At 73.8% G+C, this 21,884-nt stretch carries 21 protein-coding genes; 18 read left to right on the top strand and 3 right to left on the bottom strand.

All coding sequences use genetic code 11. The annotated features are described in order from the left end of the window. Nucleotide 1 precedes the first annotated feature (1 nt). Entirely contained in the window at nucleotides 2-514 is a 513-nt protein-coding gene (locus tag AB0I79_RS39210) for a hypothetical protein (RefSeq protein ID WP_357884634.1), read from the top strand. 187 nt (nucleotides 515-701) lie between these two features. Continuing rightward, nucleotides 702-2,207 carry a carboxylesterase family protein gene (locus tag AB0I79_RS39205; protein ID WP_357884632.1) on the top strand — a complete coding sequence of 502 codons (1,506 nt, stop codon included), beginning with the start codon at nucleotides 702-704 and terminating at the stop codon, nucleotides 2,205-2,207. Nucleotides 2,208-2,264: 57 nt separating this feature from the next. Here the strand turns inward: AB0I79_RS39205 and AB0I79_RS39200 are convergent, their stop codons facing one another. The 3 genes from AB0I79_RS39200 to AB0I79_RS39190 all read right to left on the bottom strand — a co-directional run bounded on the left by AB0I79_RS39200 (nucleotide 2,265) and on the right by AB0I79_RS39190 (nucleotide 3,323). After that, entirely contained in the window at nucleotides 2,265-2,555 is a 291-nt protein-coding gene (locus AB0I79_RS39200; protein WP_357884630.1) for a PaaX family transcriptional regulator C-terminal domain-containing protein, read from the bottom strand. A gap of 2 nt (nucleotides 2,556-2,557) precedes the next feature. Continuing rightward, nucleotides 2,558-2,974, bottom strand: coding sequence for a hypothetical protein (locus AB0I79_RS39195; RefSeq protein ID WP_357884628.1), 417 nt, complete (start codon nucleotides 2,972-2,974; stop codon nucleotides 2,558-2,560). A gap of 214 nt (nucleotides 2,975-3,188) precedes the next feature. Beyond that, the gene (locus AB0I79_RS39190) at nucleotides 3,189-3,323 is read right to left on the bottom strand and encodes a hypothetical protein (protein ID WP_357884626.1); all 135 of its coding nucleotides are present in this window, start codon (nucleotides 3,321-3,323) and stop codon (nucleotides 3,189-3,191) included. Between the two features lie 33 nt (nucleotides 3,324-3,356). Between AB0I79_RS39190 and AB0I79_RS39185 the strand changes: the two genes are divergently transcribed. From AB0I79_RS39185 to AB0I79_RS39110, 16 genes are all read left to right on the top strand, one after another. Then, the gene (locus AB0I79_RS39185) at nucleotides 3,357-3,869 is read left to right on the top strand and encodes a flavin reductase family protein (RefSeq protein ID WP_357884624.1); all 513 of its coding nucleotides are present in this window, start codon (nucleotides 3,357-3,359) and stop codon (nucleotides 3,867-3,869) included. 23 nt (nucleotides 3,870-3,892) lie between these two features. After that, nucleotides 3,893-4,804: a glutathione S-transferase C-terminal domain-containing protein gene (locus AB0I79_RS39180; RefSeq protein WP_357884622.1), complete on the top strand. Its 912-nt coding sequence runs from the start codon at nucleotides 3,893-3,895 to the stop codon at nucleotides 4,802-4,804. After that, nucleotides 4,801-6,123: an NtaA/DmoA family FMN-dependent monooxygenase gene (locus AB0I79_RS39175; RefSeq protein WP_357884621.1), complete on the top strand. Its 1,323-nt coding sequence runs from the start codon at nucleotides 4,801-4,803 to the stop codon at nucleotides 6,121-6,123. Before AB0I79_RS39180 ends, AB0I79_RS39175 begins: the two co-directional genes overlap by 4 nt. Next, nucleotides 6,120-7,295 carry an LLM class flavin-dependent oxidoreductase gene (locus AB0I79_RS39170; RefSeq protein ID WP_357884619.1) on the top strand — a complete coding sequence of 392 codons (1,176 nt, stop codon included), beginning with the start codon at nucleotides 6,120-6,122 and terminating at the stop codon, nucleotides 7,293-7,295. The genes AB0I79_RS39175 and AB0I79_RS39170 overlap by 4 nt, the downstream gene beginning before the upstream one ends. Continuing rightward, on the top strand, nucleotides 7,292-8,380 hold the full coding sequence (locus tag AB0I79_RS39165; RefSeq protein WP_357884617.1) for an LLM class flavin-dependent oxidoreductase: 1,089 nt from the start codon (nucleotides 7,292-7,294) through the stop codon (nucleotides 8,378-8,380). The genes AB0I79_RS39170 and AB0I79_RS39165 overlap by 4 nt, the downstream gene beginning before the upstream one ends. After that, nucleotides 8,377-9,471, top strand: a complete 1,095-nt coding sequence (locus tag AB0I79_RS39160) for an LLM class flavin-dependent oxidoreductase (RefSeq protein WP_357884615.1) — start codon at nucleotides 8,377-8,379, stop codon at nucleotides 9,469-9,471. The genes AB0I79_RS39165 and AB0I79_RS39160 overlap by 4 nt, the downstream gene beginning before the upstream one ends. Further along, entirely contained in the window at nucleotides 9,468-11,066 is a 1,599-nt protein-coding gene (locus tag AB0I79_RS39155) for an ABC transporter substrate-binding protein (protein ID WP_357884613.1), read from the top strand. Before AB0I79_RS39160 ends, AB0I79_RS39155 begins: the two co-directional genes overlap by 4 nt. Nucleotides 11,067-11,128: 62 nt before the next feature. After that, the gene (locus AB0I79_RS39150; protein ID WP_357884611.1) at nucleotides 11,129-12,070 is read left to right on the top strand and encodes an ABC transporter permease; all 942 of its coding nucleotides are present in this window, start codon (nucleotides 11,129-11,131) and stop codon (nucleotides 12,068-12,070) included. A gap of 6 nt (nucleotides 12,071-12,076) precedes the next feature. Beyond that, on the top strand, nucleotides 12,077-13,051 hold the full coding sequence (locus AB0I79_RS39145) for an ABC transporter permease (RefSeq protein WP_357884609.1): 975 nt from the start codon (nucleotides 12,077-12,079) through the stop codon (nucleotides 13,049-13,051). Beyond that, a complete protein-coding gene (locus AB0I79_RS39140) occupies nucleotides 13,048-14,826 on the top strand; it encodes an ABC transporter ATP-binding protein (protein ID WP_357884607.1) in 1,779 nt (592 codons plus the stop codon). Before AB0I79_RS39145 ends, AB0I79_RS39140 begins: the two co-directional genes overlap by 4 nt. Nucleotides 14,827-14,893: 67 nt before the next feature. After that, a complete protein-coding gene (locus tag AB0I79_RS39135; RefSeq protein WP_357884605.1) occupies nucleotides 14,894-15,655 on the top strand; it encodes a GntR family transcriptional regulator in 762 nt (253 codons plus the stop codon). Further along, nucleotides 15,646-15,873, top strand: a complete 228-nt coding sequence (locus AB0I79_RS39130) for a 4Fe-4S dicluster domain-containing protein (RefSeq protein WP_080039017.1) — start codon at nucleotides 15,646-15,648, stop codon at nucleotides 15,871-15,873. The genes AB0I79_RS39135 and AB0I79_RS39130 overlap by 10 nt, the downstream gene beginning before the upstream one ends. 11 nt (nucleotides 15,874-15,884) lie before the next feature. Further along, nucleotides 15,885-17,273, top strand: a complete 1,389-nt coding sequence (locus AB0I79_RS39125) for an ABC transporter substrate-binding protein (protein WP_357884603.1) — start codon at nucleotides 15,885-15,887, stop codon at nucleotides 17,271-17,273. Next, on the top strand, nucleotides 17,270-18,271 hold the full coding sequence (locus AB0I79_RS39120; protein ID WP_357884601.1) for an ABC transporter permease: 1,002 nt from the start codon (nucleotides 17,270-17,272) through the stop codon (nucleotides 18,269-18,271). Before AB0I79_RS39125 ends, AB0I79_RS39120 begins: the two co-directional genes overlap by 4 nt. Continuing rightward, entirely contained in the window at nucleotides 18,268-18,981 is a 714-nt protein-coding gene (locus AB0I79_RS39115; protein ID WP_357884599.1) for an ABC transporter ATP-binding protein, read from the top strand. The genes AB0I79_RS39120 and AB0I79_RS39115 overlap by 4 nt, the downstream gene beginning before the upstream one ends. Nucleotides 18,982-18,983: 2 nt before the next feature. Further along, nucleotides 18,984-21,845, top strand: a complete 2,862-nt coding sequence (locus AB0I79_RS39110) for a fumarate reductase/succinate dehydrogenase flavoprotein subunit (protein ID WP_357884597.1) — start codon at nucleotides 18,984-18,986, stop codon at nucleotides 21,843-21,845. The last annotated feature ends 39 nt before the right edge of the window (nucleotides 21,846-21,884 follow it).

Raw genomic sequence — 21,884 nt, 5'->3', positions numbered from 1 at the left:
CATGACCGTGATCATCCGCAATGTCTCCGCGGCGGAGCCGCCGCCCGCCCCGCCGGTCAACGCGGAAGGCCGACCGTACCGCTACGAGATGATCTACTCGGGCGGCGCGTTCCGGGGCTACGCCGACGAGCCGGCCGAGCTCGTCGGCATGCTCGTCCCCGGCTACCCGGAGCTCGGCACCGACGGTGAACGGGCGGCGGCTCGGGTCGCCCTCGCCCTGGACGTACAGGTCAGGCTGCAAGCGGAGCTCGCGGCCGGGCGGCTCGGCGCGTGCGGGGAGGCGGAGCGCGTCGTCCTGCTCGGGGGCCGGCACGAGCCGCCGGCCCCCGCCCGCTGGACGGCCCCCGTTCCGCTCGTCCTGGTCGCGTCGTTCTACCGGCCTGCCGGAGCGCTGCCGAGACCGTCGGGCCCCGCCGAACTCCAGGTCTGGCTCGACCCGGCCGACGACTGGGCGCTGCTGACCAGCCTGCACACGGCCGGCGTGATCACGGTGGGAGCCCGCGACACGCCCTGACCCGCCCCGGCGGCCACGGAACCACCGACCTCGGCAGGGACGGCCGAGGCCCCACCGTCAACCGGCGCTCCGCCGGCGTGAGGAGATCTTCCGCGCGGTGACGCCCGATATCCAGGTGCGGCGGGCCCGCGGTCCGGGGGAGGATGGCCGCGCCTGGCTGTCGGAGCCCCCGGACGAGGAGCGTGCCATGAACGCCATCGGAGCCGCGGACCCGGAGGTCCGGGTGGGCACGGGAAGGCTGCGCGGGCGGGTCGAGGACGGTGTGGCCGTCTTCCGCGGCGTGCCGTTCGCGCGCCCGCCGGTAGGCGCGCTGCGGCTGGCCGCGCCCATGCCGGCCGAGCCGTGGGAGGGGGTGCGCGAGGCCGGCGCGTTCGGTCCGCCGCCGCCGCAGTCCAGGTTGCTGGGTGCGGCCGGCGCGGACGACGCGGACGGGGACTGGCTGACCCTCAACGTGTGGTCCCCCGGCCTGGGCGCCGCCCGGCTGCCGGTGATGGTGTGGATCCACGGCGGCGGCTACATGTACGGGTGGTCCGGCGACCCGCTCTTCGACGGCCGCGTGCTCGCCCGGGACGGCGTCGTCGTGGTCACCTTCAACTACCGGGTCGCGGCCGAGGGCTTCGGGCACTTCCAGGGGGCGCCGGCCAACCGCGGGCTGCTGGACCAGGTGGCCGCCCTGCGCTGGGTGCGCGGCAACATCGCGGCGTTCGGCGGGGACCCGGACCGGGTCACCGTCTTCGGCGAGTCCGCCGGCGCCGGGAGCATCGCGGCGCTGATGGTGATGCCCTCAGCGTCGGGCCTGTTCCGCAGGGCGATCGCGCAGAGCGTGCCGGGCCTGTTCTTCTCCGCGGAACTGGCCGCCGACCTCGGCGCCGCCGTGGCCGGTGAGCTGGGCCTGCCCCCGGTCGCGGGCGAACTCGCGCACCTGCCGCCCGAGCGGCTGATCGACGCCGGGGACGCGGTGTCGGACAAGATGGGCGGCTGCCCGCAGTGGGGCCGGGCCGCGTACGTCCAGACGCTGCTCGGGCCGGTCGTGGACGGCGAGGTGCTGCCCGCGGCGCCATGGTCGTCGCCGGCGGGCTGGGCGGCGCGCGACGTGGAGCTGATCGCGGGGCACAACCGTGACGAGTACCGGCTGTTCATGGCCATCAGGGGCGATCTCGGCGAGATCACCGCCGAGCGGGCGGACACCGCGCTGCGGGAGCTCGCCCCGGACCCGCGCGCCTACCGGGCCGCCTACCCGGAGGCCGGGCAGGAGCGGCTGTACGAGCTGGTGCACTCCGACTGGCTGTTCCGGATGCCGTCGCTGCGGCTGGCCGAGGCCCACCACAGGCGCGGCCGGGCGTACGTGTACGAGCTGACCTGGCCTGCCCCCGGCATGGGCGGCGAGATCCTCGGCGCCTGTCACGGGCTCGGCCTGCCGCTGACGTTCGGCAACCTGACCGCCGGAGCGGCGGGGCTGCTGCTCGGGCAGGAGCCGCCGCCGGCGGCGGCCGAGCTGTCGGCCCGGGTCCGCGCGGCCTGGGTCGCCTTCGCCGCGACGGGGGATCCGGGCTGGCCGGCGTACGAGCCGCAGACCGGGCACACGTGGGTCATCGACACCGAGCCGGGCGTGGGGGCGTATCCGGAGGAGACCTCCCGCCGGTTGTGGGCCGGGCACGCCTTCGACCCTCTCCCGCTGCTGGCGCGGCCGTAGCGGGCGGCGCCTGGTGGGCTACAAGACCTGGACGTGGCGCCGGGTCTCCGTAGAACGTCAGCCGGAGGTCGCGGTCCCGTCCTCCATGACGTCCCACTCGGCCTGCGCGCGCCGGTGCCACCGGTTGCGCAGGTCGTGGAAGACGGCCGCGGCCCGCGGCCCCGGCCAGTCGTGCTGGAGCAGCTCGGCGGGCAGGTCGGGGTCGAGGAACGGGAAGCGCCGCCACTCCTGGATGAGCAGCACCTGGTTGACGAAGGCCTCCCGGCCCGACTCGGGGGTGACGCGCTCGAAGCGCTCGATGAAGCGCAGGTAGCGTTTCTCGACGTCGCCGAGGTCCCACGCGGCCATGATCAGCTCGCCGGTGTCGCCGATCCCGGCCGACGGGCCCGTCCAGGCGAAGGTCCGGCTCTCCGGCACCCCGGCGGTGAGGACCAGCCGGCGGCCGTCCCAGTCGTGCGGGCCGCGCATGAAGCCGTAGATGCTTCGGTGCCCTCGCGCAGCAGCCGGTCGCCGGCGCCGGTCAGGCTCCAGCGCACCCTGCGGCCGTGCCGGGCGGGTTCGAGCAGGCCCTCGGCGGCCGTGCGCGACAGGGCCTGGCGGGCCGACTTCTCCTCCACGCCGAGCGTGCCGAGCGCGGTGACCAGGGTGCCGGTCCAGACCTCGCCGCCGCGGGGGAGCACGAACTCCCCGAGAACGGTCAGCAGCAGCGAGCGGGCGCCCGCGCCCGCCTTCTCGCGCCGGCCATGACGTGCTCCGTCAGCGGCCACGGCAGCCTCCTCACGCACTACAAACCTCTGACGGCGCATGCTTGCGGCGTCGAGCACAGTGTAAGGGCCACACCCCAATTACCCGTAAAACCAGTAGGAAATATTGACTTATCTGGAATGTCGGCTTAGCGTCGTGACCATGAGCCAGGGCCCCCTCCTCACCAAGCGCCCCCACGTGGACTTCGGCCACGTCGCCAGCGCCCAGTGTCGTTGATCACGGATCGACCGCCGCGGCGTGGCCGCCGTCGCCCACGCCCCCGCCCTCTTCCACCCGCGCTCGTTCTCCCGTGAGGAACATCCCCGTGAGGAACATCCCCGTCATCCCCACCAGCTCAGCCCTGCCGTCCACCCGCCACCGTCCCGGCCGCGAGGGGAGCGCGGCATGACGGAAACGCTGCCAGGGCGCACCGTGGGCGCCGACCACTTCCGCCGCGCGCTCGCCGTGCACGCCAGCGGCGTGGTGGTGATCACCGCGCAGACCGACGGCGTCCCGGTCGGGCTGACCGCCACCTCGTTCTCCTCCGTCAGCCTCGAACCGCCGCTGGTCTCCTTCTACGTGGACCGTTCCTCGACCACCTGGCCGCTGCTCGGCGCCGCCGACCACTTCGCGGTCAACATCCTGGCCAGCGACCAGGCCGAGGTGGCCACCCGCTTCGCCCGCAAGGGCGTCGACCGGTTCGCGCCGCCCACCCGCTGGCGGCCGGGGCCCCTCGGCGCGCCGCTGCTGCGGGACGTCTCCGCCCACCTGGTCTGCCTGCCGTACGAGCGGGCCGAGGTCGGCGACCACATCCTGGTCGTCGGGCTCGTCGCCGAGGTCGAGACGCACAACACCGGCCGCCCTCTCCTGTACCACCAGGGCCGTTTCGGCCGCTTCCTCCCGCACCCCGAAGACTGACATTTCCGCACCTGGAGCTGAGTGTGACCATCTCCACCGGGACTCCCACCTACGCGAGCCCCGTCGACCACGTCTCCTACGGCCAGTACGGGCCCGGCCGCCTGCACCTGTCACCGGACTGGAACCGCCCCCTCTACCCCTTCCAGGGCCGGATCACCGCCGACGGCTCCAGCGGCCACCCCGCCGAGCCGGGCCGCTACCACCTCTACGTCTCCTGGGTCTGCCCGTACGCTCACCGCGCCGCGATCGTCCGCAAGCTCAAGGGGCTGGAGGAGGTGGTGTCGCTGTCGTACGTGGACGACGAGCGCGACGGCCGCGGCTGGGCCTTCAGGGAACGCCGCGGCCCCGACCCCGTCAACGGCTTCACCCTCCTGGAGCAGGCCTACGAGGCCACCGAGGAGGGGTACGGCGGCCACATCTCCGTCCCGGTCCTCTGGGACAGGAAGCAAGGGGTGATCGTCAGCAACCACTTCCCCGACATCACGATCGACCTGGCCACCGAGTTCGAGCAGTGGGCGGACCCGTCGATCGACCTCTACCCCGAGCCGCTCCGCCCCGAGATCAACAAGCTGAACGGGTGGCTCCACCACGACGTGAACACCGGCGTCGGCCGCGTGGCCCGCGCCCACGGTAAGGAGCGGGAGGACGAGCGCCACCGGGTGCTGGCCGCCCTGGAGTGGATCGACGAGCGGCTGGCCGAGCGCCGCTACCTGACCGGCGACACGCTGACCGAGGCGGACGTGCGGCTGTGGGTGACGCTGGCCAGGTACGACGCCGAGTACAACCGCGACCACCTGATCAGCGACTGGGACCTGTCCGGCTTCGAGCACCTGTGGGGGTACGCCCGCGACCTCTACCAGCGCCCGGCCTTCCGAGAGACGACCGAGGGCCTGCCCGCCGGCTGGGACACCCCGCACGGGAGGCACTCCCGATGAGCCGCAAACAGGTTCACCTCGCCGCCCACTTCCCCGGCGTGAACAACACCACCGTCTGGACCGACCCCCGCTCGGGCAGCCAGATCGACTTCGCCTCGTTCACCCACCTGGCCAGGACGGCCGAACGCGGCAAGCTCGACTTCTTCTTCCTGGCCGAGGGCCTGCGGCTGCGCGAGCTCAAGGGCCGCATCCACGACCTCGACGTGGTGGGACGGCCCGAGTCGCTCACCGTGCTCAGCGCGCTGGCCGCCGTGACGCACCGCCTCGGCCTGGCCGGGACCGTCAACGCCACCTTCAACGAGCCGTACGAGCTGGCCAGGCGCCTGTCCACGCTGGACCACCTGAGCGGCGGCCGGGCCGCCTGGAACGTGGTGACCACCTCGGACGCCTTCACCGGCGAGAACTTCCGCCGCGGCGGCTTCCTCGACCGCGCCGACCGGTACGAGCGGGCCGCCGAGTTCGTCCGCCTGTCCCGCGAGCTGTGGGACTCCTGGCAGCCGGACGCGGTCCTCGGCGACCAGGCGGCGGGCCGTTTCCTCGGCCAGGACGACGCCATCGGCACGGTCAGGCACCGGGGCGCGCACTTCTCCGTCGAGGGCCGCTTCACGCTGCCCCGCGGCCCGCAGGGGCACCCGGTCGTCATCCAGGCCGGCGACTCCGGCGAGGGCAGGGAGTTCGCCGCCGCCCACGCCGACGTGATCTTCACTGGGCACGGCTCGCTGGAGGACGGCAAGCGCTTCTACGCCGACGTCAAGGGCCGCCTGGCCAGGTACGGCCGGCAGCCGCACCAGCTCAAGATCATGCCCGGCGTGACGTTCGCGCTGGGCGACACCGAGGAGGAGGCCGCCGAGAACGCGGCCGCCATCCGCCGCCGGCAGGTCGGCCCGCAGACCGCGATCGCCTTCCTGGAGCAGGTGTGGGGCCGCGACATGTCCGCCTACGACCCGGAAGGCCCGCTGCCCGACCTCGAACCCGACCTGTCCGACGGCGTCTCCCAGGGCCGGGTCGCGATCAAGGACCGCGCCGCCGTGGCCGCCAAGTGGCGGGCCCTGGCCGAGGAGAAGGGGCTGTCCATCCGCGAGCTGGTCATCGAGGTGACCGGACGGCAGACGTTCATCGGCACGCCTCGCACGGTGGCGCGGATGATCGACGAGCACGTGCAGGCGGGCGCCGCCGACGGGTTCATCCTCGTCCCGCACCTGACGCCGGGCGGGCTGGACGAGTTCGTCGACCGGGTGGTGCCGCTGCTGCAGGAGCGCGGCGCCTTCCGTGCCGACTACACCGGCACCACCCTGCGCGAACACCTGGAGCTGGCATGACCCTGCACCTCGCCGTGGCGCTGGACGGCGCCGGCTGGCACCCGGCCGCCTGGCGGGAGCCGAGCGCCGCCCCGCGCGCCCTGTTCTCGGCCCGCTACTGGGCCGGGCTGGTCACCGAGGCCGAGCGCGGGCTGCTCGACTTCGTCACCATCGAGGACGCCCTCGGCCTGCAGTCCACCCTGACCGACGCGCCCGACGAACGCACCGACCAGGTACGGGGCCGCCTCGACGCCGTCCTGCTGGCGGCCAGGCTGGCCCCCCTCACCCACCGCATCGGCCTGGTGCCGACCGCCACCACCACCCACACCGAGCCGTTCCACGTCGCCATCGGCATCGCCGCGCTCGACCACGTCAGCGGCGGGCGCGCCGGCTGGCGGCCGCAGATCTCCGCACGCGGCTTCGAGTCACGCCACTTCGGCCGCAGGGACTTCCCGCCGCTCGACCAGGTGCTGAACCGCCCCGGCGGCGCGGACCTGTCCGCCGACCCGCACGTGCGCGACCTGTTCGCCGAGGCCGGGGACGCGGTCGAGGTGGCACGGCGGCTCTGGGACAGCTGGGAGGACGACGCGGAGATCCGCGACGTGCCCACCGGCCGGTTCATCGACCGGGACAAGCTCCACTACATCGACTTCGCCGGCCGCTTCTTCTCCGTCAAGGGGCCCTCCATCACGCCCCGGTCGCCGCAGGGGCAGCCGGTCGTGGCCGCGCTGGCGCACGCCCGCCTGCCGTACGAGTTCGCGGCCGCACACGCCGACGTCGTGTTCGTCACACCGCACTCGGCCGAGCAGGCGCGCGCCATCGTGACCGAGGTCAGGGAGCTGTCCGCCGACGTGAAGATCTTCGCCGACCTCGTCGTGTTCCTCGGCGACGACGCGGCCGGGCGCAAGGCGCGCCTCGACGAGCTGGACGGGGCCGAGCTCGCCTCCGACGCCGCGATCTTCACCGGGCACGTGCGGGAGCTGACCGGGCTCCTGCTGGAGTGGCAGAGCGCCGGGATCCAGGGGTTCCGGCTGCGGCCGGGGGCGCTGCCGTACGACCTGTGGCAGATCGCCTCCGGGCTGACGGGCGAGCTGCGCGCCCGCCAGGCGTTCAGGAGCCGGTACGAGGCGCCGACGCTGCGCGGGCTGCTCGGCCTGCCCCGCCCGGCTAGCCGCTACGCGGAGGCACGATGAAGTTCCTGCTCATCACGCTGATCACGCACACCGGCGACAGCTCGCCGACCGACCGGTTCCGCGAGGTCGTGCGGAACGCCGTGCTGGGGGAGGAGCTGGGCTTCGACGGGTTCGGGGTGGGGGAGCGGCACGAGCGGCCCTTCATCTCCTCCTCGCCGCCGGTCGTGCTCAGCCACATCGCGGCCAGGACGTCCAGGATCCGGCTGTTCACGGCGGTGACCACGCTCAGCCTGCTCGACCCCGTGCGGGCCTACGAGGACTACGCCACGCTCGACCACCTGTCGGGCGGCCGCCTGGAGCTGATCATCGGCAAGGGGAACGGGGCGGCGCAGGCCGAGCTGTTCCACGTCACCGCCGAGGACCAGTGGGAACGCAACCGGGAGTCGTACGAGCTGTTCCGCCGCCTGTGGCGGGAGGACAAGGTCACCTGGGCGGGCCGGTTCAGGCCGCCGCTCGCCGAGGCCGAGACCTGGCCGCGTCCCCTGCAGCAGCCGATCAGGGTCTGGCACGGCAGCGCCACCAGCAAGGAGTCGGTGGACCTGGCCGCCCGCTACGGCGACCCGCTGTTCTCGGCGAACGTCACCAACCCCATCGAGCCCTACGCCGAGCTGATCGACCACTACCGGGAACGCTGGGCGCACTACGGGCACGACCCGGCCGCCGCCCTCGTGGGGGCCGGGACGGCCGGCTTCTACGCGGCCAGGACCTCCCAGGAGGCCATCGCCACCTACCGGCCGATCTACGACGCCCGCGTGGCGTTCCAGCGCGAGCTCGGCCTCCCGGTCGTCTTCCCCACCCTGGAGGACGCCATCGAGCGCAGCTCCATCCTCGTCGGCAGCCCGCAGCAGATCGTCGACAAGGTGCTGCGCTACCACAAGCGGTTCGGGCACGAGGTCATGCACCTGCACGCCGACGCCGACGGGCTCACCCCGGCGCAGCACCGGGGGGCGCTGGAGCTGTTCCAGAGCGAGATCGCGCCCGTCCTGCGGGCCGAGATCCCGAGCCGGCCGTTCCCCGCGCCCCCCGTCCCCGCCGCCGCGGCCACCAGTACCCCCGTCAGTGCCGTCGCCGGAGGTGACTCATGACGCTGTCCATCCTCGACCTGTCCCCGATCCCCTCGGGCGGGACGGCCGCCGACGCGCTGCGCAACACCATCGACCTCGCCCGGCAGGCCGAGCGGTTCGGCTACCGCCGCTACTGGGTGGCCGAGCACCACTTCGCGCCCGGCGTGGCCAGCTCGGCGCCCGCCGTGCTCATCGGGCTCATCGCCGCGGCCACGGACACCATCCGGGTCGGGTCGGGCGCCGTGCAGCTCGGGCACCAGACGCCGCTGTCGGTCGTCGAGCAGTTCGGCCTCGTGGACGCGCTCCACCCCGGGCGCGTCGACCTCGGCATCGGCCGCTCGGGCCAGCGCCGCGCCGAACTGGCCACGGCCCGCCCGCCTGCCGAGTCTGCGGCGGAGCGGGTCGTGGACGGCCTGCTCATCCCGAAACCGTTCGACTTCTCCACGCTCGTCACCCACCCGCAGCTCGCCCACCACGCCACCCTGCTCCAGCAACCCGGCGCGCAGACCCCCGACTTCGCCGGGCAGATCGACGACGTGCTCGCCTTCCTCGGCGGCACCCACGAGGCGCACGCCGTGCCCGGCGAGGGCGCCGACCTGCAGGTGTGGATCCTCGGCAGCAGCGGCGGGCAGAGCGCCCAGGTGGCGGGGGAGCGGGGGCTGCCGTTCGCGGCCAACTACCACGTCAGCCCCGCCTCCGTCCTGGAGGCCGTCGAGGCCTACCGGGAGGCGTTCAAACCCTCCGCCTGGCTGGCCGAGCCGTACGTCGTCGTCTCCGCCGACGCGGTCGTCGCCGAGGACGAGGCCACCGCGCGCGAGCTGGCCTCCCCCTACGCCCTGTGGGTACGCAGCATCAGGACGGGCGCGGGCGCCATGCGGTTCGCCACGCCCGCCGAGGCCGCCGCCCACCCCTGGACCGACGCCGACCGCGAGCTGGTCAGGGACCGCGTGGACACCCAGTTCACCGGCACGCCCGAGCAGGTCGCCGAGCGGCTGCGCGTGCTGCGCCGCGTCACCGGGGCCGACGAGCTGCTCGTCACCACCATCACGCACGACCACGACGACCGCGTGCGCTCGTACGAGCTGCTCGCAGAAGCCTGGAACCGCCGGTGAAACGCCTGATCCCCGCCCTGCTGCTGGCCCTGGCGGCGTGCGGCGCCCAGCCCGCCGCCGAGCAGGCCGCCCCCACCTCCCTGACCTGGGCCATCGAGACCCAGCCGATCACGCTCAACCCGCAGCAGTGGGCCCAGAACAAGGTCAGGCTGCTCGTGTTCAACCAGTTCGACGCGCTGCTGACCAGGAAGGAGGACGGCTCCTTCGGACCCTGGCTGGCCACGGCGTGGAAGGTGTCGGACGACGGGCTGACCTACACCCTCACCCTCAGGGACGACGTCACCTTCCACGACGGCACGAAGTTCGACGCGGCCTCCGTCAAGGCCAACCTCGACCAGTTCCGCGTGCCCGGCTACAACCCGGCCGTGGCCGCCATCCAGCTCCGGGCCTACCAGGAGGCGAAGGTGATCTCGCCGGCCACGCTGGAGATCACCCTCAAGGAACGGGACGCGCTCTTCCTCGACTTCCTCGCCTCCCCCTACGCCGGGCAGGTCTCCCCGAAGTCGCTCAAGAGCGCCAAGGACCTCAAGTTCGGCGGGCCCGACCTCGCCGGCACCGGGCCGTTCATCCTCGACAGGTACGTGCAGGGCCAGGAGATCCACTACCGCCGCAACCCCGCCTACAACTGGCCGCCCGACGGAGCCGCCCACCAGGGCCCCGCCCACCTGTCGGAGATCACCTACCGGTTCCTGCCCGAGGCCGCCGTCCGCGTCGGCGCGCTCACCTCGGGACAGGTGCAGGTCATCGAGGGCGTGCCCGCCACCGAGGCCGGCCTCATCCAGCGGGATCCCGGCCTGTCCCTGCAGACAGCGCTCAACTCCGGCACCTCCTTCTCCTACTACTTCAACACCTCCCACGCCCCCTTCGACGACCAGCGCGTACGGGAGGCCTTCCGCGAGGCCGTGGACGTGGACGCGGTGCTGCGGGCCGTCTACCAGGGCACCGCCACCAGGGCGTGGAGCATCGTCGCCAAGGGCGGCACGTTCTACGACGCCTCGCTGGAGAACTCCTACGGCGGCGACCCCGCCAAGGCCAACGCGCTGCTCGACGCGGCCGGCTGGAAGCAGCGCGACGCGCAGGGCTACCGGGTCAAGGACGGCAAGCGGCTGACCGTGCGCACGGTCGCCTCCGCGCCGTTCGTCCGCGACCGCCGCGACATCCTCGCCCAGGCCATCCAGGCGCAGGTCAAGCAGAACGCGGGCATCGACTTCCAGGTCAAGATCGTGGACCAGGGCACGGCCCAGAAGGCGCTCGACGACGACGCGTACGAGATCTTCGAGAACTCCCGCGGCGACTCCGACGCCGGGGCGGCGCTCAACCTCATCCTGCCGACCGGCGGCGCGATCAACCGGACCCACTTCTCCGACCCGCGGGTGGACAAGTGGCTCGCCGAGGCCGGAGCCACCTCCGACCAGGCGCGCCGCAAGGAGCTCTACACCAGGGTGCAGCGGGAGGTGGTGCGGGAGAAGGCCATCGTGTTCCCGATCTACGTGCCCGCCGACCAGATCGCGGCGCAGAAGAGCGTGCAGGGGCTCCGGTTCGACCCCGCGTCCGGCACGCCCGCGAACGCCTACGACGTACGGATCGGCACGTGACCAGCCGGCCACGAGGTGCGGGTCGGCAGGTGGCCGACCGGCCACAAGGTGCGGATCGGCAGGTGACCGGCCCGCTGAAGGCGGTGCGGAGGCTGGGGGTGGTCAGGCGGCTCGGCGCCGGGCTGGCCGTGCTGTGGGCCGCCGCCACCGCCTCCTACGTCGCGCTGCTGCTCGCCCCGGGCGACACCGTGGACATCCTGGTCGGCGACGGCATCGACACACCGGAGATCCGGGCCAGGATCGTCGAGGAGTGGGGGCTCGACCGGCCCGAGATCGTCCAGTACCTGTCGTACCTGTGGCGGCTGCTGCACGGCGACCTCGGGCGCTCCTACCAGTTGCAGCGCGGCGTCGGCGAGATCCTGGCCACGCAGGTCGGGCCGACCGTCCAGCTCACCCTGGCCGCGGCCGCCGCCGGGGTGACGCTGGCCGCCGCCATCGCGCTCGTCACGGCCGGGCGCGGCCGGCTCGCCCGGGGCGCGGCCTCGGTCGCCGAGCTGGTGGCGGTGTCGGTGCCGCCGTTCCTCGTCGGGATCGTGCTGCTGGCCGTCTTCTCGTTCACGCTCGGCTGGTTCCCCGTCTCGGGCGCGCAGGGGCCGTCGGCGCTGGTGCTGCCCGCGCTCGCGCTCGGGCTGCCCATCGCGGGCGTGCTCGGGCAGGTGCTGCGGGGCGGGCTCGAACGGGCGCTGGAGCAGCCGTTCGCGGTCACGGCGCGGGCGCGCGGGCTCACCGAGCGGGCGCTGGTCGTCCGGCACGCCCTGCGGCACGCGCTCATCCCCGCCGTGACACTGGCCGGCTGGTTCACCGGCACCCTGCTCGGCGGGGCCGTCATCACGGAGGTGCTGTTCGGCCGGCCCGGGCTCGGGCGCGTCGCCATGGACGCCGTCACGGGGCGCGACATGCCGGTGGTCATGGCCGTCGTGCTGCTGTCGGCCGTCGTGTACGTGACCATCAGCACGCTCCTCGACCTGGCCTACCGCGTCATCGACCCGCGAATCCGAGGCTGACCGCCCATGACCGCACTCACCCCGGCCCCGTCCCCGCACCCGCCCGCCGGTGACGCCGCACGCCTGCCGCACCAGCCCGCCAGTGAGGCGGAGTCCTCGCGGCGTCCGCCCGGCGGCCCTTCTTCCAGGCGTCCGGCGCGGGCGCGCGGGCAGGCGGCGGCGAGGGTGCCGGCCTCGCCCGGCGTCCTGCGGCTGCTCCTGCCGAGCGCCTTCCTTCTCCTGCTCGCGCTCGCGGTCGCCGTACCGGGCCTGCTGACCGGCGCCGATCCGCTCGCCGCCGACCCGCTCAGCGCGCTCGCGCCCCCCGGGCCCGAGCACTGGCTCGGCAGCGACCACCTCGGGCGCGACGTGCTGGCCAGGGTCGTGCACGGCGCCCGCCACTCCATCAGCATCGGCGCCGCCGCCACCGCGCTGGCCGTCACCTCCGGCGTGCTGCTGGGCCTGGCCGCCGGGCTGTCGCCCAAGTGGGCGGACGAGGCGCTGGCACGCGCGTTCGACGTGCTGTCCACCCTGCCCGAGCTGCTGCTCGCCCTCCTCGTCGTGGCGATCACCGGCCCCGGCACCGGGAACGTGATCTTCGCCATCGCCGTCGCCCAGATCCCGAACTACGCCCGCGTGATCCGCGCCCAGACCTTCGTCGTCCGCCGCTCCGGCTACGTCGAACAGGCCGTCACGTTCGGCCGCCCCCGCCTGGCGATCACCGCCGGGCACGTGCTGCCGAACGTGCTCGGGCCCATCCCCGTGCTGGCCACCATCGGGCTCGGCCAGGCGGTCATCGCCAGCTCGGGGCTGAGCTTCCTCGGCATGGGGCCGCAGCCCCCGGCCGCCGAGTGGGGCGCGATGCTCTCCGAGGCCCGCAACTACCTGCGGGTGGCCTGGTGGGAGGCGCTGTTCCCGGGGCTGGCGATCACGCTGACCGTCGTCTGCCTGACCGTCGTCGGCCGCCGCCTCCAGCGCCGCTTCGAAGGAAGGACCCCATGACCACGACTACCGCCGTCCAGCCGTCCCCTCTGGTCGCCGTGGCGGACCTCCGGGTGAGCTTCAAGGGGACGGAGGTCGTGCGAGGGGTGTCGCTGTCCGTCGCGCCCGGTGAGTGCGTGGCGATCGTGGGGGAGTCCGGCTCCGGGAAGAGCGTCACGGCGCGGACCCTGCTCGGGCTGGCCGGGCCTGGCTCGGCGGTGCGGGCGTCCGCGTTCACGGTCGCGGGGCAGGACGCGCTGGGGTTCGGGGAGCGGGAGTGGCGGGCGCTGCGGGGCAGGTTCGCCGGGCTCGTGCTGCAGGACGCGCTGGTCTCGCTCGACCCGCTGCGCACCGTGGGCGCGGAGATCGGCGAGGTGCTGGCCGTGCACGACGTGGTGCCGCGGCGGTGGCGGGAGAGCAGGACGCTGGAGCTGCTGGAGGCGGCCGGCGTCCCGGAGCCGGAGGTACGGGTCCGGCAGCGTCCGCACGAGCTCTCCGGCGGGCTGCGGCAGCGCGTGCTCATCGCCTCCGCCATCGCGGCCGAGCCCGAGCTGATCATCGCCGACGAGCCCACGACCGCGCTCGACGTCACCGTGCAGGCCCAGATCCTGCGGCTGCTCGCCGAGCGCAAGGCGGAGGGCACCGCGCTGCTGCTGATCAGCCATGACCTCGCCGTCGTCGGGTCGATCGCCGACCGCATCCTCGTCATGCGCGACGGCCGGGTCGTCGAGGAGGGACCCGCCGGGGAGGTGCTGGCCGCGCCCGCGCACGACTACACGCGCGCCCTGCTGGCGGCGGTGCCGTCGGCCGCCTCCCGCGGCACCCGCCTCACCGACGGAACCCCGCTCCCGCACCGGCCCCGGACCCTGAGCGCCGCGCCGCCCTCCGCCCCGAGCGCCGCGCGGGCCGCCGCCTCAGATGCCGCCCCAGCCGAAGCGCCAGCCGTCTCGGGCGCAGCGCAGGCCGCCTCGGGCGCCGTCCCGGGTGCCGGTGGGGAACCGGTGCTCGCGGCCGTCAACCTGACCCGCTCCTACGGCTCCCGCCGCGTGGTCGAGGACGTCTCCTTCGCCCTCCACCGGGGCGAGACCCTGGGCATCGTCGGCGAGTCCGGCTCGGGCAAGACCACGGTGGCCCGGCTGGCCATGGCCCTGCTCGAACCCGACCACGGCCGGGTCACCCTGCACGGCGAGCCCTGGAGCGGCCCGCGCGAGCGTCCGCGCCGCCCCCGCCGTCCCACCATCCAGCTCATCTCCCAGAACCCCCTGGACTCCTTCGACCCCCGCCACACCACCGCCCGCCTGATCGCCGAGCCGCTGCGGCTGCCGAGGGCCGAGCGGCGGGCACGGGTGCTGGACCTGCTGGCCCGCGTCGGCCTCCCTCCGGAGGTGGCCGGCCGGCACCCGCGCGAGCTGTCCGGCGGCCAGCGGCAGCGGATCGCCATCGCCCGCGCCCTCGGCCCCCGCCCCGACGTGCTGGTCTGCGACGAGCCCGTCTCCGCGCTGGACGTCTCCGTCCAGGCCCAGGTGCTCGACCTGCTCGCCGAGCTCCAGGCCGAGTACGGCACCGCGATGGTGTTCATCTCCCACGACCTGGGCGTCGTCCATCACATCGCCGACCGGGTGCTGGTCATGAAGGACGGCCGGGTCGTGGAGGAAGGGCAGGTGGACGAGGTGTTCACCGCGCCGCGCCACCCGTACACACGCGATCTGGTGGCCGCGGTGCCCCGGTTGCCCGCCGGCGAAGTGGCAGATCTCCCCTTGACGGCGGCGAAACCGCAGGTGAGCGCGGGGATGTGAGCCAAGGGGAGGTGGCGCAACCTCCCCGTTATCCCCTTTTTCCTACTCATTAAGTAGGTTAGAGGGCATGGAACGGATGGCCCTCGACGATCGGCGGCGCCGGGCGGATCGTGCCCGGCAGGTCGCCGACCTGCTGAGAAGACAGATCATCCACGGCGGCTTCCCCGGCGGGCAGCTCCCGCTGGAGGCGGCGCTGGCACGCGAGTTCGACACCTCGCGCAACACCGTGCGGCAGGCGCTGGACCTGCTGCGCGAGGAGGGCCTGGTCGAGCGGTGCCCGGGGGTGGGCACCACGGTGGCGGCCGAGAAGTACCCGCACGGCCTGCACCGCCTGCTCGGCCTGGCCGAGACCCTGCACGAGCACGGCCGGGTCGTCAACCAGGTGCGCACGATGACCCTCATCGAGCCGCCCGCCCCGGTCAGCCACCGGCTCGGGCTGGCGCCCGGCGAGCAGGTCGTCTACCTCGAACGGCTGCGCAGCCTCAACGGCCTGCCGCTCTCGCTCGACCTGACGTACCTGGTGCGTGACGTCGGCGAGCCGCTGTTCGACGAGGACCTGGCGGGCAACGACATCTTCGTCCTGCTGGAGACGATCACCGGGCAGCCCCTCGGCATGGCCGAGCTGACCCTGGAGGCGGTCAACGCCGACCCGCACACCGCCGCCGCGCTCGGCACGCCGCGCGCAGCCGCGCTGCTGATGGTCGAGCGGCTGACCCACCTGGCCGACGGCAGGCCGGTGGACCTGGAGTTCATCCGTTTCAGGGGTGACCGGCTGACGATGCGCGGCCACCTCCGGCGTACCGAGAAGGAGGAGCAGGCATGGCCCTGATCGAGCAGCGGGTCGAGGTGCCCGTGACGATCGACGAATCCCTGTGCATCGACGGCTGCACGTTGTGCGTGGAGGCGTGCCCGCTCGACTCGCTGGCGATCAGTGACGAGACCGGCAAGGCGTACATGTACGTGGACGAGTGCTGGTACTGCGGCCCCTGCGCGGCCCGCTGCCCGGTCGACGCGGTCACCATCAACATCCCCTACCTGCTGCGATGAAGGAACGCGCGATGCGCAAAGCGCTCATGGCGGCCGCCCTGCTGCTGGCGGCGACGGCCTGCTCGGTCTCCGGAGCGTCCGGCGACGGCGGGAAGATCACGCTCGTCGTCGGGTACCAGTCCAGGACCATCAACACGGTGACGGCGGGCACGCTGCTGCGCTCGCTGGGATACCTGGAGAAGCGGCTCGGCGACAGGTACGCGGTCGAGTGGCAGGACTACGAGACCGGCGCCCCCATCACCGCCAAGATGGTGGCCGGCAAGATCGACATCGGCTCGATGGGCGACTACCCGCTGCTGATCAACGCTGCCAGGACCCAGCCGATCCCGGCCGCCCGCACCGAGCTGATCTCCATCACCGGCTACAACCTGCGCGGCGGGCTCAACATGGTACTGGTCCCGCCCGGCTCCACGGCCCGCACGCTGTCCGACCTGGCCGGCACCAAGATCTCCGCCAGCGTCGGCTCGGCCGGGCACGGCACGCTGGTGCAGGCGATGGAGCGGGCGAAGATCACCGCAGAGGTGGTCAACCACCAGCCCGCCGTCGGCGCGGCACAGCTCGAGTCGGGCGGCGTGCAGGGGTACGCGCAGTTCGTGGCCTGGCCCGGCCTGCTGGCCTTCCAGGGCAAGGGCCGCCTGGTGTACGACGGGTCGGCCCTGGACGTACCGACCTTCCACGGGGTGGTGGCGCGGCAGGCGTACGCCGAGGAACATCCGGAGGTCGTGGACGCCTTCCTCAAAGCCCAGCTGGACGCCACCCGCTACCTGCACGAGCACCCGCTGGAGGCGGCCGAGTCCGTGGCGAAGGACACCGGGCTGCCCGCCGAGGTGGTCTACCTCTACAACGGCCGGGACGGCATCTCGACGTTCGACGTCACGCTGAAGGAGCCGCTGCGGCAGGCGCACCAGCGCGACGTCGCCTACCTCAAGCAGATCAGCTCCGGCTTCTCCGGCGTGGACGTGCAGGCGTTCGTCAACGACAGCTACCTGCGCAAGGCGTACGGGGCCGCGTACGACAGGGACCGGGCCTCGACCGCGAACCCCGCCACGACCACCGGCCACGACGCCGTCTGCGGCCGGCCCGTCACCGACCCGGGCACCGCCTCGGAGCTCTGGCTGGCGGGCGAGAGCGCGACCAGGCCCGCCGCCACCCCCACGTGCCTGCTGCGCCAGATCGCCGCCGCCCGGGGGAAGGTGCGGGCGGCGTACGTGCCCGACACCGTGACCGGCACCAGGTGGTTCGCCGACCGGTCGGTCTGGCTGAAGGAACCAGGCGGGAGCTTCCTGCCCTTCACCACCCAGGAAGGCGCCGACGCCTACCGCGCGGAGCACCCGAAGGCCGAGCCCGTCGGCTACGCGGACGCGCTCGCGTCGGTGGCGGGGGGAGGTGACGCCCGATGACGGCCGACGCCCGGATCACAGACGCCCGGATCACAGACGCCCGGATCACAGACGCCCGGCCTGCCGAGGTCCGGCCTGCCGAGGTCCGGTCTGCCGACGAGGTCCGGGCTGCCGAGGGCAGGACCGCTGGGGCGCGGGCTGACGGGCCGCGGGCCGCCGGCGCCCAGGCGGGCGACCCGCCGGGGGCGTCCGCCTGGGCGCGACGGCGCGCCAGGAGCGGCGCGAAGGTGCGGCGGCGGCTCGTCGGGGCCGCGTCCCTGCTGGTCGCGGCCGGGCTGTGGCAGGTGCTCACCGTCACCGACGCCCAGGTGTGGCTGCGCTTCGACCGGCTGCCCACGCTGGGCGAGATCGGCGCCGGCACCGCGAGCCGGGTCACCACCCCGCTCTACTGGCTCGACCTGCTGCAGAGCCTGATCAGGATCCTCACCGGGTTCGGGCTGGCCGCGGTGGCGGGGGTGGCCGCGGGCGTGCTGGTGGCCAGGTCCGCCAGGGCGGGGGACGTGCTGACCCCGCTGTTCGAGGCCGTGCGGCCCATCCCCGCGATCGCGCTGGTGCCGGTGGCCATCCTGCTGTTCCCGGCCGACGAGCAGGGCATCGTGTTCATCACGTTCGCCGCGGCGTTCTTCCCGATCATGGTGAGCACCCGGCACGCCGTACGCGCCCTGCCCACCCTGTGGGAGGACGCCGTCAGGACGCTGGGCGGCGGCCGCCGTCACGTGTTGTGGCACGTCGTGCTGCCGGGGATCCTGCCCGGGGTGTTCGGCGGCCTGTCGGTCGGCATGGGCGTGTCGTGGATCTGCGTCATCTCGGCGGAGATGATCTCGGGAGAGTTCGGGGTCGGCTACCGGACGTGGATGTCGTACACGATCGTCGACTACCCGGCCGTGATCGTCGGCATGATCACCATCGGGGTGCTCGGCTGGCTCACCTCGGCCGCCGTCGAGCTGGTGGGGCGCCGGGTGACGCCCTGGCTGCCCAGGGCGCAGGAGGAGTCGTGACGCTCGGCATCACCCTGGAGTCCCTTTCGCTCGGCTACGCGCGCGGCCCCGTGCTGCGGGAGGTCGACCTGGCGGTCCGGCCCGGCGAGGTGCTGGTGATCGTCGGCGCGTCGGGGTCGGGCAAGTCCACGCTACTGCGCGCGCTGGCCGGGCTGCTGCCCCCGCACGGCGGCCGGGTCCTCGCCGATGACGCGGAGGTCACCGGCACCTCCCGGGAGCGGGCGATGGTCTTCCAGGACGACGGGCTGCTGCCCTGGCGTACCGTGCGGCGCAACGTCGAGCTGCCGCTGCGCATCCGCGGGCTGTCCAGGCGCGAGCGCAGGGCGGTGGCCCAGGACTGGCTGGCCCGCGTCGGCCTGGAGGGCCACGAGGACCGGCTGCCCCGCGAGCTGTCGGGCGGCATGCGCCAGCGCGTGCAGCTCGCCCGCGCCCTGGCGGGGACGCCCCGCGCGGTGCTGATGGACGAGCCGTTCGGCGCGCTCGACGCCCAGACCCGCGCCGGCATGCAGGCCCTGCTGCTGGACGTGCTGCGCGACACCCGGGCCACGATCGTCTTCGTCACGCACGACGTGGACGAGGCGCTGCTGCTCGCCGACCGCGTCGTGGTCCTCGGGCGGGGCGGCGTCCGCTCGGTCGTCGAGGTGCCCTCGCCCCGCGACCCCGCCGCCGGCCGCGCCGGCCTGCGCGGCCAGATACTCGAGGAGCTGTGAAGATGGAGATCCCCCCGATCGAGGACCGCCTGCACCTGGAGTGCGAGGTGCTCGTCGTCGGCGGCGGCACCGCCGGGACGATGGCCGCCATCACGGCGGCCGAGCGCGGCGCGCGCGTGCTGCTGCTGGAGAAGGCCCACGTGCGCCACAGCGGCGCGCTGGCCATGGGCATGGACGGCGTCAACAACGCGGTCATCCCCGGCAAGGCCACGCCCGAGGACTACGTCGCCGAGATCACCCGCGCCAACGACGGCGTCGTCAACCAGAAGACGATCTACCAGACCGCGACCAGGGGCCACGACATGGTGCGCCGCCTGGAGGGCTACGGGGTGAAGTTCGAGAAGGACGAGCACGGCGAGTACGCGGTGCGCCGGGTGCACCGCTCCGGCAGCTACGTGCTGCCGATGCCGGAGGGCAAGGACGTCAAGAAGGTCCTGTACCGGGTGCTGCGGCAGCGCCACATCCGGGAGCGGGTCCGCATCGAGAACCGCGTCATGCCGGTCAGGGTGCTCACCTCCGGCGGCCGGGCGGTCGGCGTGGCCGGCCTCGACTCCCGTTCGGGGCGGTTCGTCACGGTCTCCGCCGGAGCCGTGATCCTCGCGACGGGCGCGTGCGGCCGGCTCGGGCTGCCCGCCTCGGGCTACCTGTACGGCACGTACGAGAACCCGGCCAACGCCGGCGACGGCTACGCCATGGCCTACCACGCCGGTGCCGAGCTCAGCGGCATCGAGTGCTTCCAGATCAACCCGCTGATCAAGGACTACAACGGCCCGGCCTGCGCGTACGTGGCCAACCCGTTCGGCGGCTACCAGGTCAACAACCAGGGGGAGCGGTTCGTCGACTCCGACTACTGGTCGGGACAGATGATGGCCGAGGTGTCGGCCGAGATCGGCTCCGCCCGCGGCCCCATCTACCTCAAGCTCTCCCACCTGCCCGACGAGACCGTCACCGCCATCGAGAACATCCTGCACACCACCGAGCGCCCTACCCGTGGCACGTTCCACGCCGGGCGCGGGCACGACTACCGCACCCACGACGTGGAGATGCACATCTCGGAGATCGGCCTGTGCGGCGGCCACTCCGCCTCCGGCGTGTGGGTGGACGAGAACGGCGCGACCACCGTGCCCGGCCTGTACGCCGCGGGCGACCTGGCCTGCGTGCCGCACAACTACATGATCGGCGCCTTCGTCTTCGGCGACCTGGCGGGCGCGCACGCCGCCGCCCACCACCGGGTGCCGGGCGCGTTGCCCGAGGACCAGATCGCCGCCGCGCACGAGCTCGTCTACCGGCCCCTGCGCCACCCGGACGGGCCGCCGCAGCAGCAGGTCGAGTACAAGCTGCGCCGCTTCGTCAACGACTACGTGGCACCGCCGAAGACCGGGGCCAAGCTGGAGATCGCGCTGGAGTCGTTCGAGCGGATGCGGGAGGAGATCGCCGCGATGGGGGCGCGCACGCCGCACGAGCTGATGCGCTGCGCCGAGGTGGACTTCATCCGCGACTGCGCCGAGATGGCGGCGCGCTCCTCGCTGGCCCGTACCGAGAGCCGGTGGGGGCTCTACCACGAGCGGGCCGACCTGCCCGGGCGCGACGACTCGCAGTGGCTGTTCCACCTCAACCTGCGCAAGCGCGCCGACGGGGCGATGGAGTTCGTCAAGCGGCCGGTGGAGCCGTACCTCGTGCCCGTCGAGGAGTTCACGCCCGTCCAGGCCGAGCCGGTGGTGCTGGGTACGCGAGGCGCGGTCGCCGTCGTGCGGCGGGCCGCCGGCCAGGTCGTGCGGCAGGCCGCGGTGGGGCGCTCGCCGCGGATCCTGGAGCTGCACCGGCTCGCCGAGCAGCAGCCGGCCGTCTCCGACCTGGCCCCGTACCTCGCCGACCCCGACCCCAAGGTGCGCCGCGCCGCGATCGCCACGCTCACCGAGACCGTCCCGCCCGGCACGGGACCGGCGTTGGCGGAGGCGCTCGACGACGCCCACGGCACCGTGCGGCGGGCCGCCGCCACCGGGCTGGTCGAGCTGGTCGAGGTGCTGCCCGCCACCGGCACGTTCGGTGCCGCGCTGGCCGGGCGGCTGCCGAGCGGGGACGCCACGGTACGGGCGGCGGTCCTGGACGTGCTGCGCGCGCTGCGGCTGGGCGGCACGGAGCTCTTCCACGGCGCGCTGCACGACGCCGACCACCGGGTGCGGATCGCGGCCGTCAGGGGGCTGGTCTCGCTCGACGCGGTCTCCGAGGTGGCGGGCGCGGCCACGGACCCGTCACGAGAGGTGCGCGTGTGGGCGGCCAAGGGCCTCGGCCTGATCGGCAAGCCGTCGCCGGCCCTGGGGGTGCTCGCCGGCGACGCCGACCCTCTGGTCAGGGCCGCCGCCCTGGAGTCGTCGGCCGCCACGCGCGATCCGCTGGTGTCGGCGGCCCTGGAAGGGCTGCGGGACCCGGCCTGGCAGGTGCGGGTGGGGGCGGCGCGCTGCCTGGCGGCCGCGGACCCCGCCACGGCGACGCCGCCGCTGGTCGCGGCGCTGTCGGACGCCAACCCGGACGTACGCAAGGCCGCGGTGCTGGCGCTGGGGCCATGGGCGGCCGCCACAGGTGCGAGCGGGACTGGAACGGCCGGCGCGGGTGCGAGCGGGACTGGAACGGCCGGCGCGGGTGCGGACGGTACTGGGGCGGGCGGCGCGGGTGCGGACGGCAACGGCGCGGGGGGCGCGGGTGCGGAGGGCAACGGGGCGGACGGCACTGGGGCGGGCGGCGTGTGGGCCGGTGGCGCGGAGGTGGTGCGGGCGTTGCGCGGCGCGCTCGACGACACGGACGCCGACGTCCGCGCCTACGCCCGCCGTGCCCTGGCCACCCCACGACGCCACACCAGGAATTAGCACTGGGAGTTTTGGCCCTCACTCCGCCACAATTGGTGA

It is taken from the genome of Nonomuraea sp. NPDC050202, assembly GCF_040656115.1.
In the GTDB taxonomy this organism is placed as follows: domain Bacteria; phylum Actinomycetota; class Actinomycetes; order Streptosporangiales; family Streptosporangiaceae; genus Nonomuraea.
The sequence above is the reverse complement of the archived record's forward strand: the minus strand, read 5'-3'. Positions and strand labels throughout refer to the sequence as shown.

What these genes read in the sequence shown, in the direction of transcription:
- AB0I79_RS39210 (WP_357884634.1), top strand. Translation starts at nt 2, where the DNA reads ATGACCGTGATCATCCGCAATGTCTCCGCGGCGGAGCCGCCGCCCGCC.
- AB0I79_RS39175 (WP_357884621.1), top strand. Translation starts at nt 4,801, where the DNA reads ATGAGCCGCAAACAGGTTCACCTCGCCGCCCACTTCCCCGGCGTGAAC.
- AB0I79_RS39185 (WP_357884624.1), top strand. Translation starts at nt 3,357, where the DNA reads ATGACGGAAACGCTGCCAGGGCGCACCGTGGGCGCCGACCACTTCCGC.
- AB0I79_RS39140 (WP_357884607.1), top strand. Translation starts at nt 13,048, where the DNA reads ATGACCACGACTACCGCCGTCCAGCCGTCCCCTCTGGTCGCCGTGGCG.
- AB0I79_RS39200 (WP_357884630.1), bottom strand. Translation starts at nt 2,555, where the DNA reads ATGGCCGCGTGGGACCTCGGCGACGTCGAGAAACGCTACCTGCGCTTC.
- AB0I79_RS39205 (WP_357884632.1), top strand. Translation starts at nt 702, where the DNA reads ATGAACGCCATCGGAGCCGCGGACCCGGAGGTCCGGGTGGGCACGGGA.
- AB0I79_RS39125 (WP_357884603.1), top strand. Translation starts at nt 15,885, where the DNA reads ATGCGCAAAGCGCTCATGGCGGCCGCCCTGCTGCTGGCGGCGACGGCC.
- AB0I79_RS39160 (WP_357884615.1), top strand. Translation starts at nt 8,377, where the DNA reads ATGACGCTGTCCATCCTCGACCTGTCCCCGATCCCCTCGGGCGGGACG.
- AB0I79_RS39120 (WP_357884601.1), top strand. Translation starts at nt 17,270, where the DNA reads ATGACGGCCGACGCCCGGATCACAGACGCCCGGATCACAGACGCCCGG.
- AB0I79_RS39145 (WP_357884609.1), top strand. Translation starts at nt 12,077, where the DNA reads ATGACCGCACTCACCCCGGCCCCGTCCCCGCACCCGCCCGCCGGTGAC.
- AB0I79_RS39135 (WP_357884605.1), top strand. Translation starts at nt 14,894, where the DNA reads ATGGAACGGATGGCCCTCGACGATCGGCGGCGCCGGGCGGATCGTGCC.
- AB0I79_RS39110 (WP_357884597.1), top strand. Translation starts at nt 18,984, where the DNA reads ATGGAGATCCCCCCGATCGAGGACCGCCTGCACCTGGAGTGCGAGGTG.
- AB0I79_RS39170 (WP_357884619.1), top strand. Translation starts at nt 6,120, where the DNA reads ATGACCCTGCACCTCGCCGTGGCGCTGGACGGCGCCGGCTGGCACCCG.
- AB0I79_RS39130 (WP_080039017.1), top strand. Translation starts at nt 15,646, where the DNA reads ATGGCCCTGATCGAGCAGCGGGTCGAGGTGCCCGTGACGATCGACGAA.
- AB0I79_RS39165 (WP_357884617.1), top strand. Translation starts at nt 7,292, where the DNA reads ATGAAGTTCCTGCTCATCACGCTGATCACGCACACCGGCGACAGCTCG.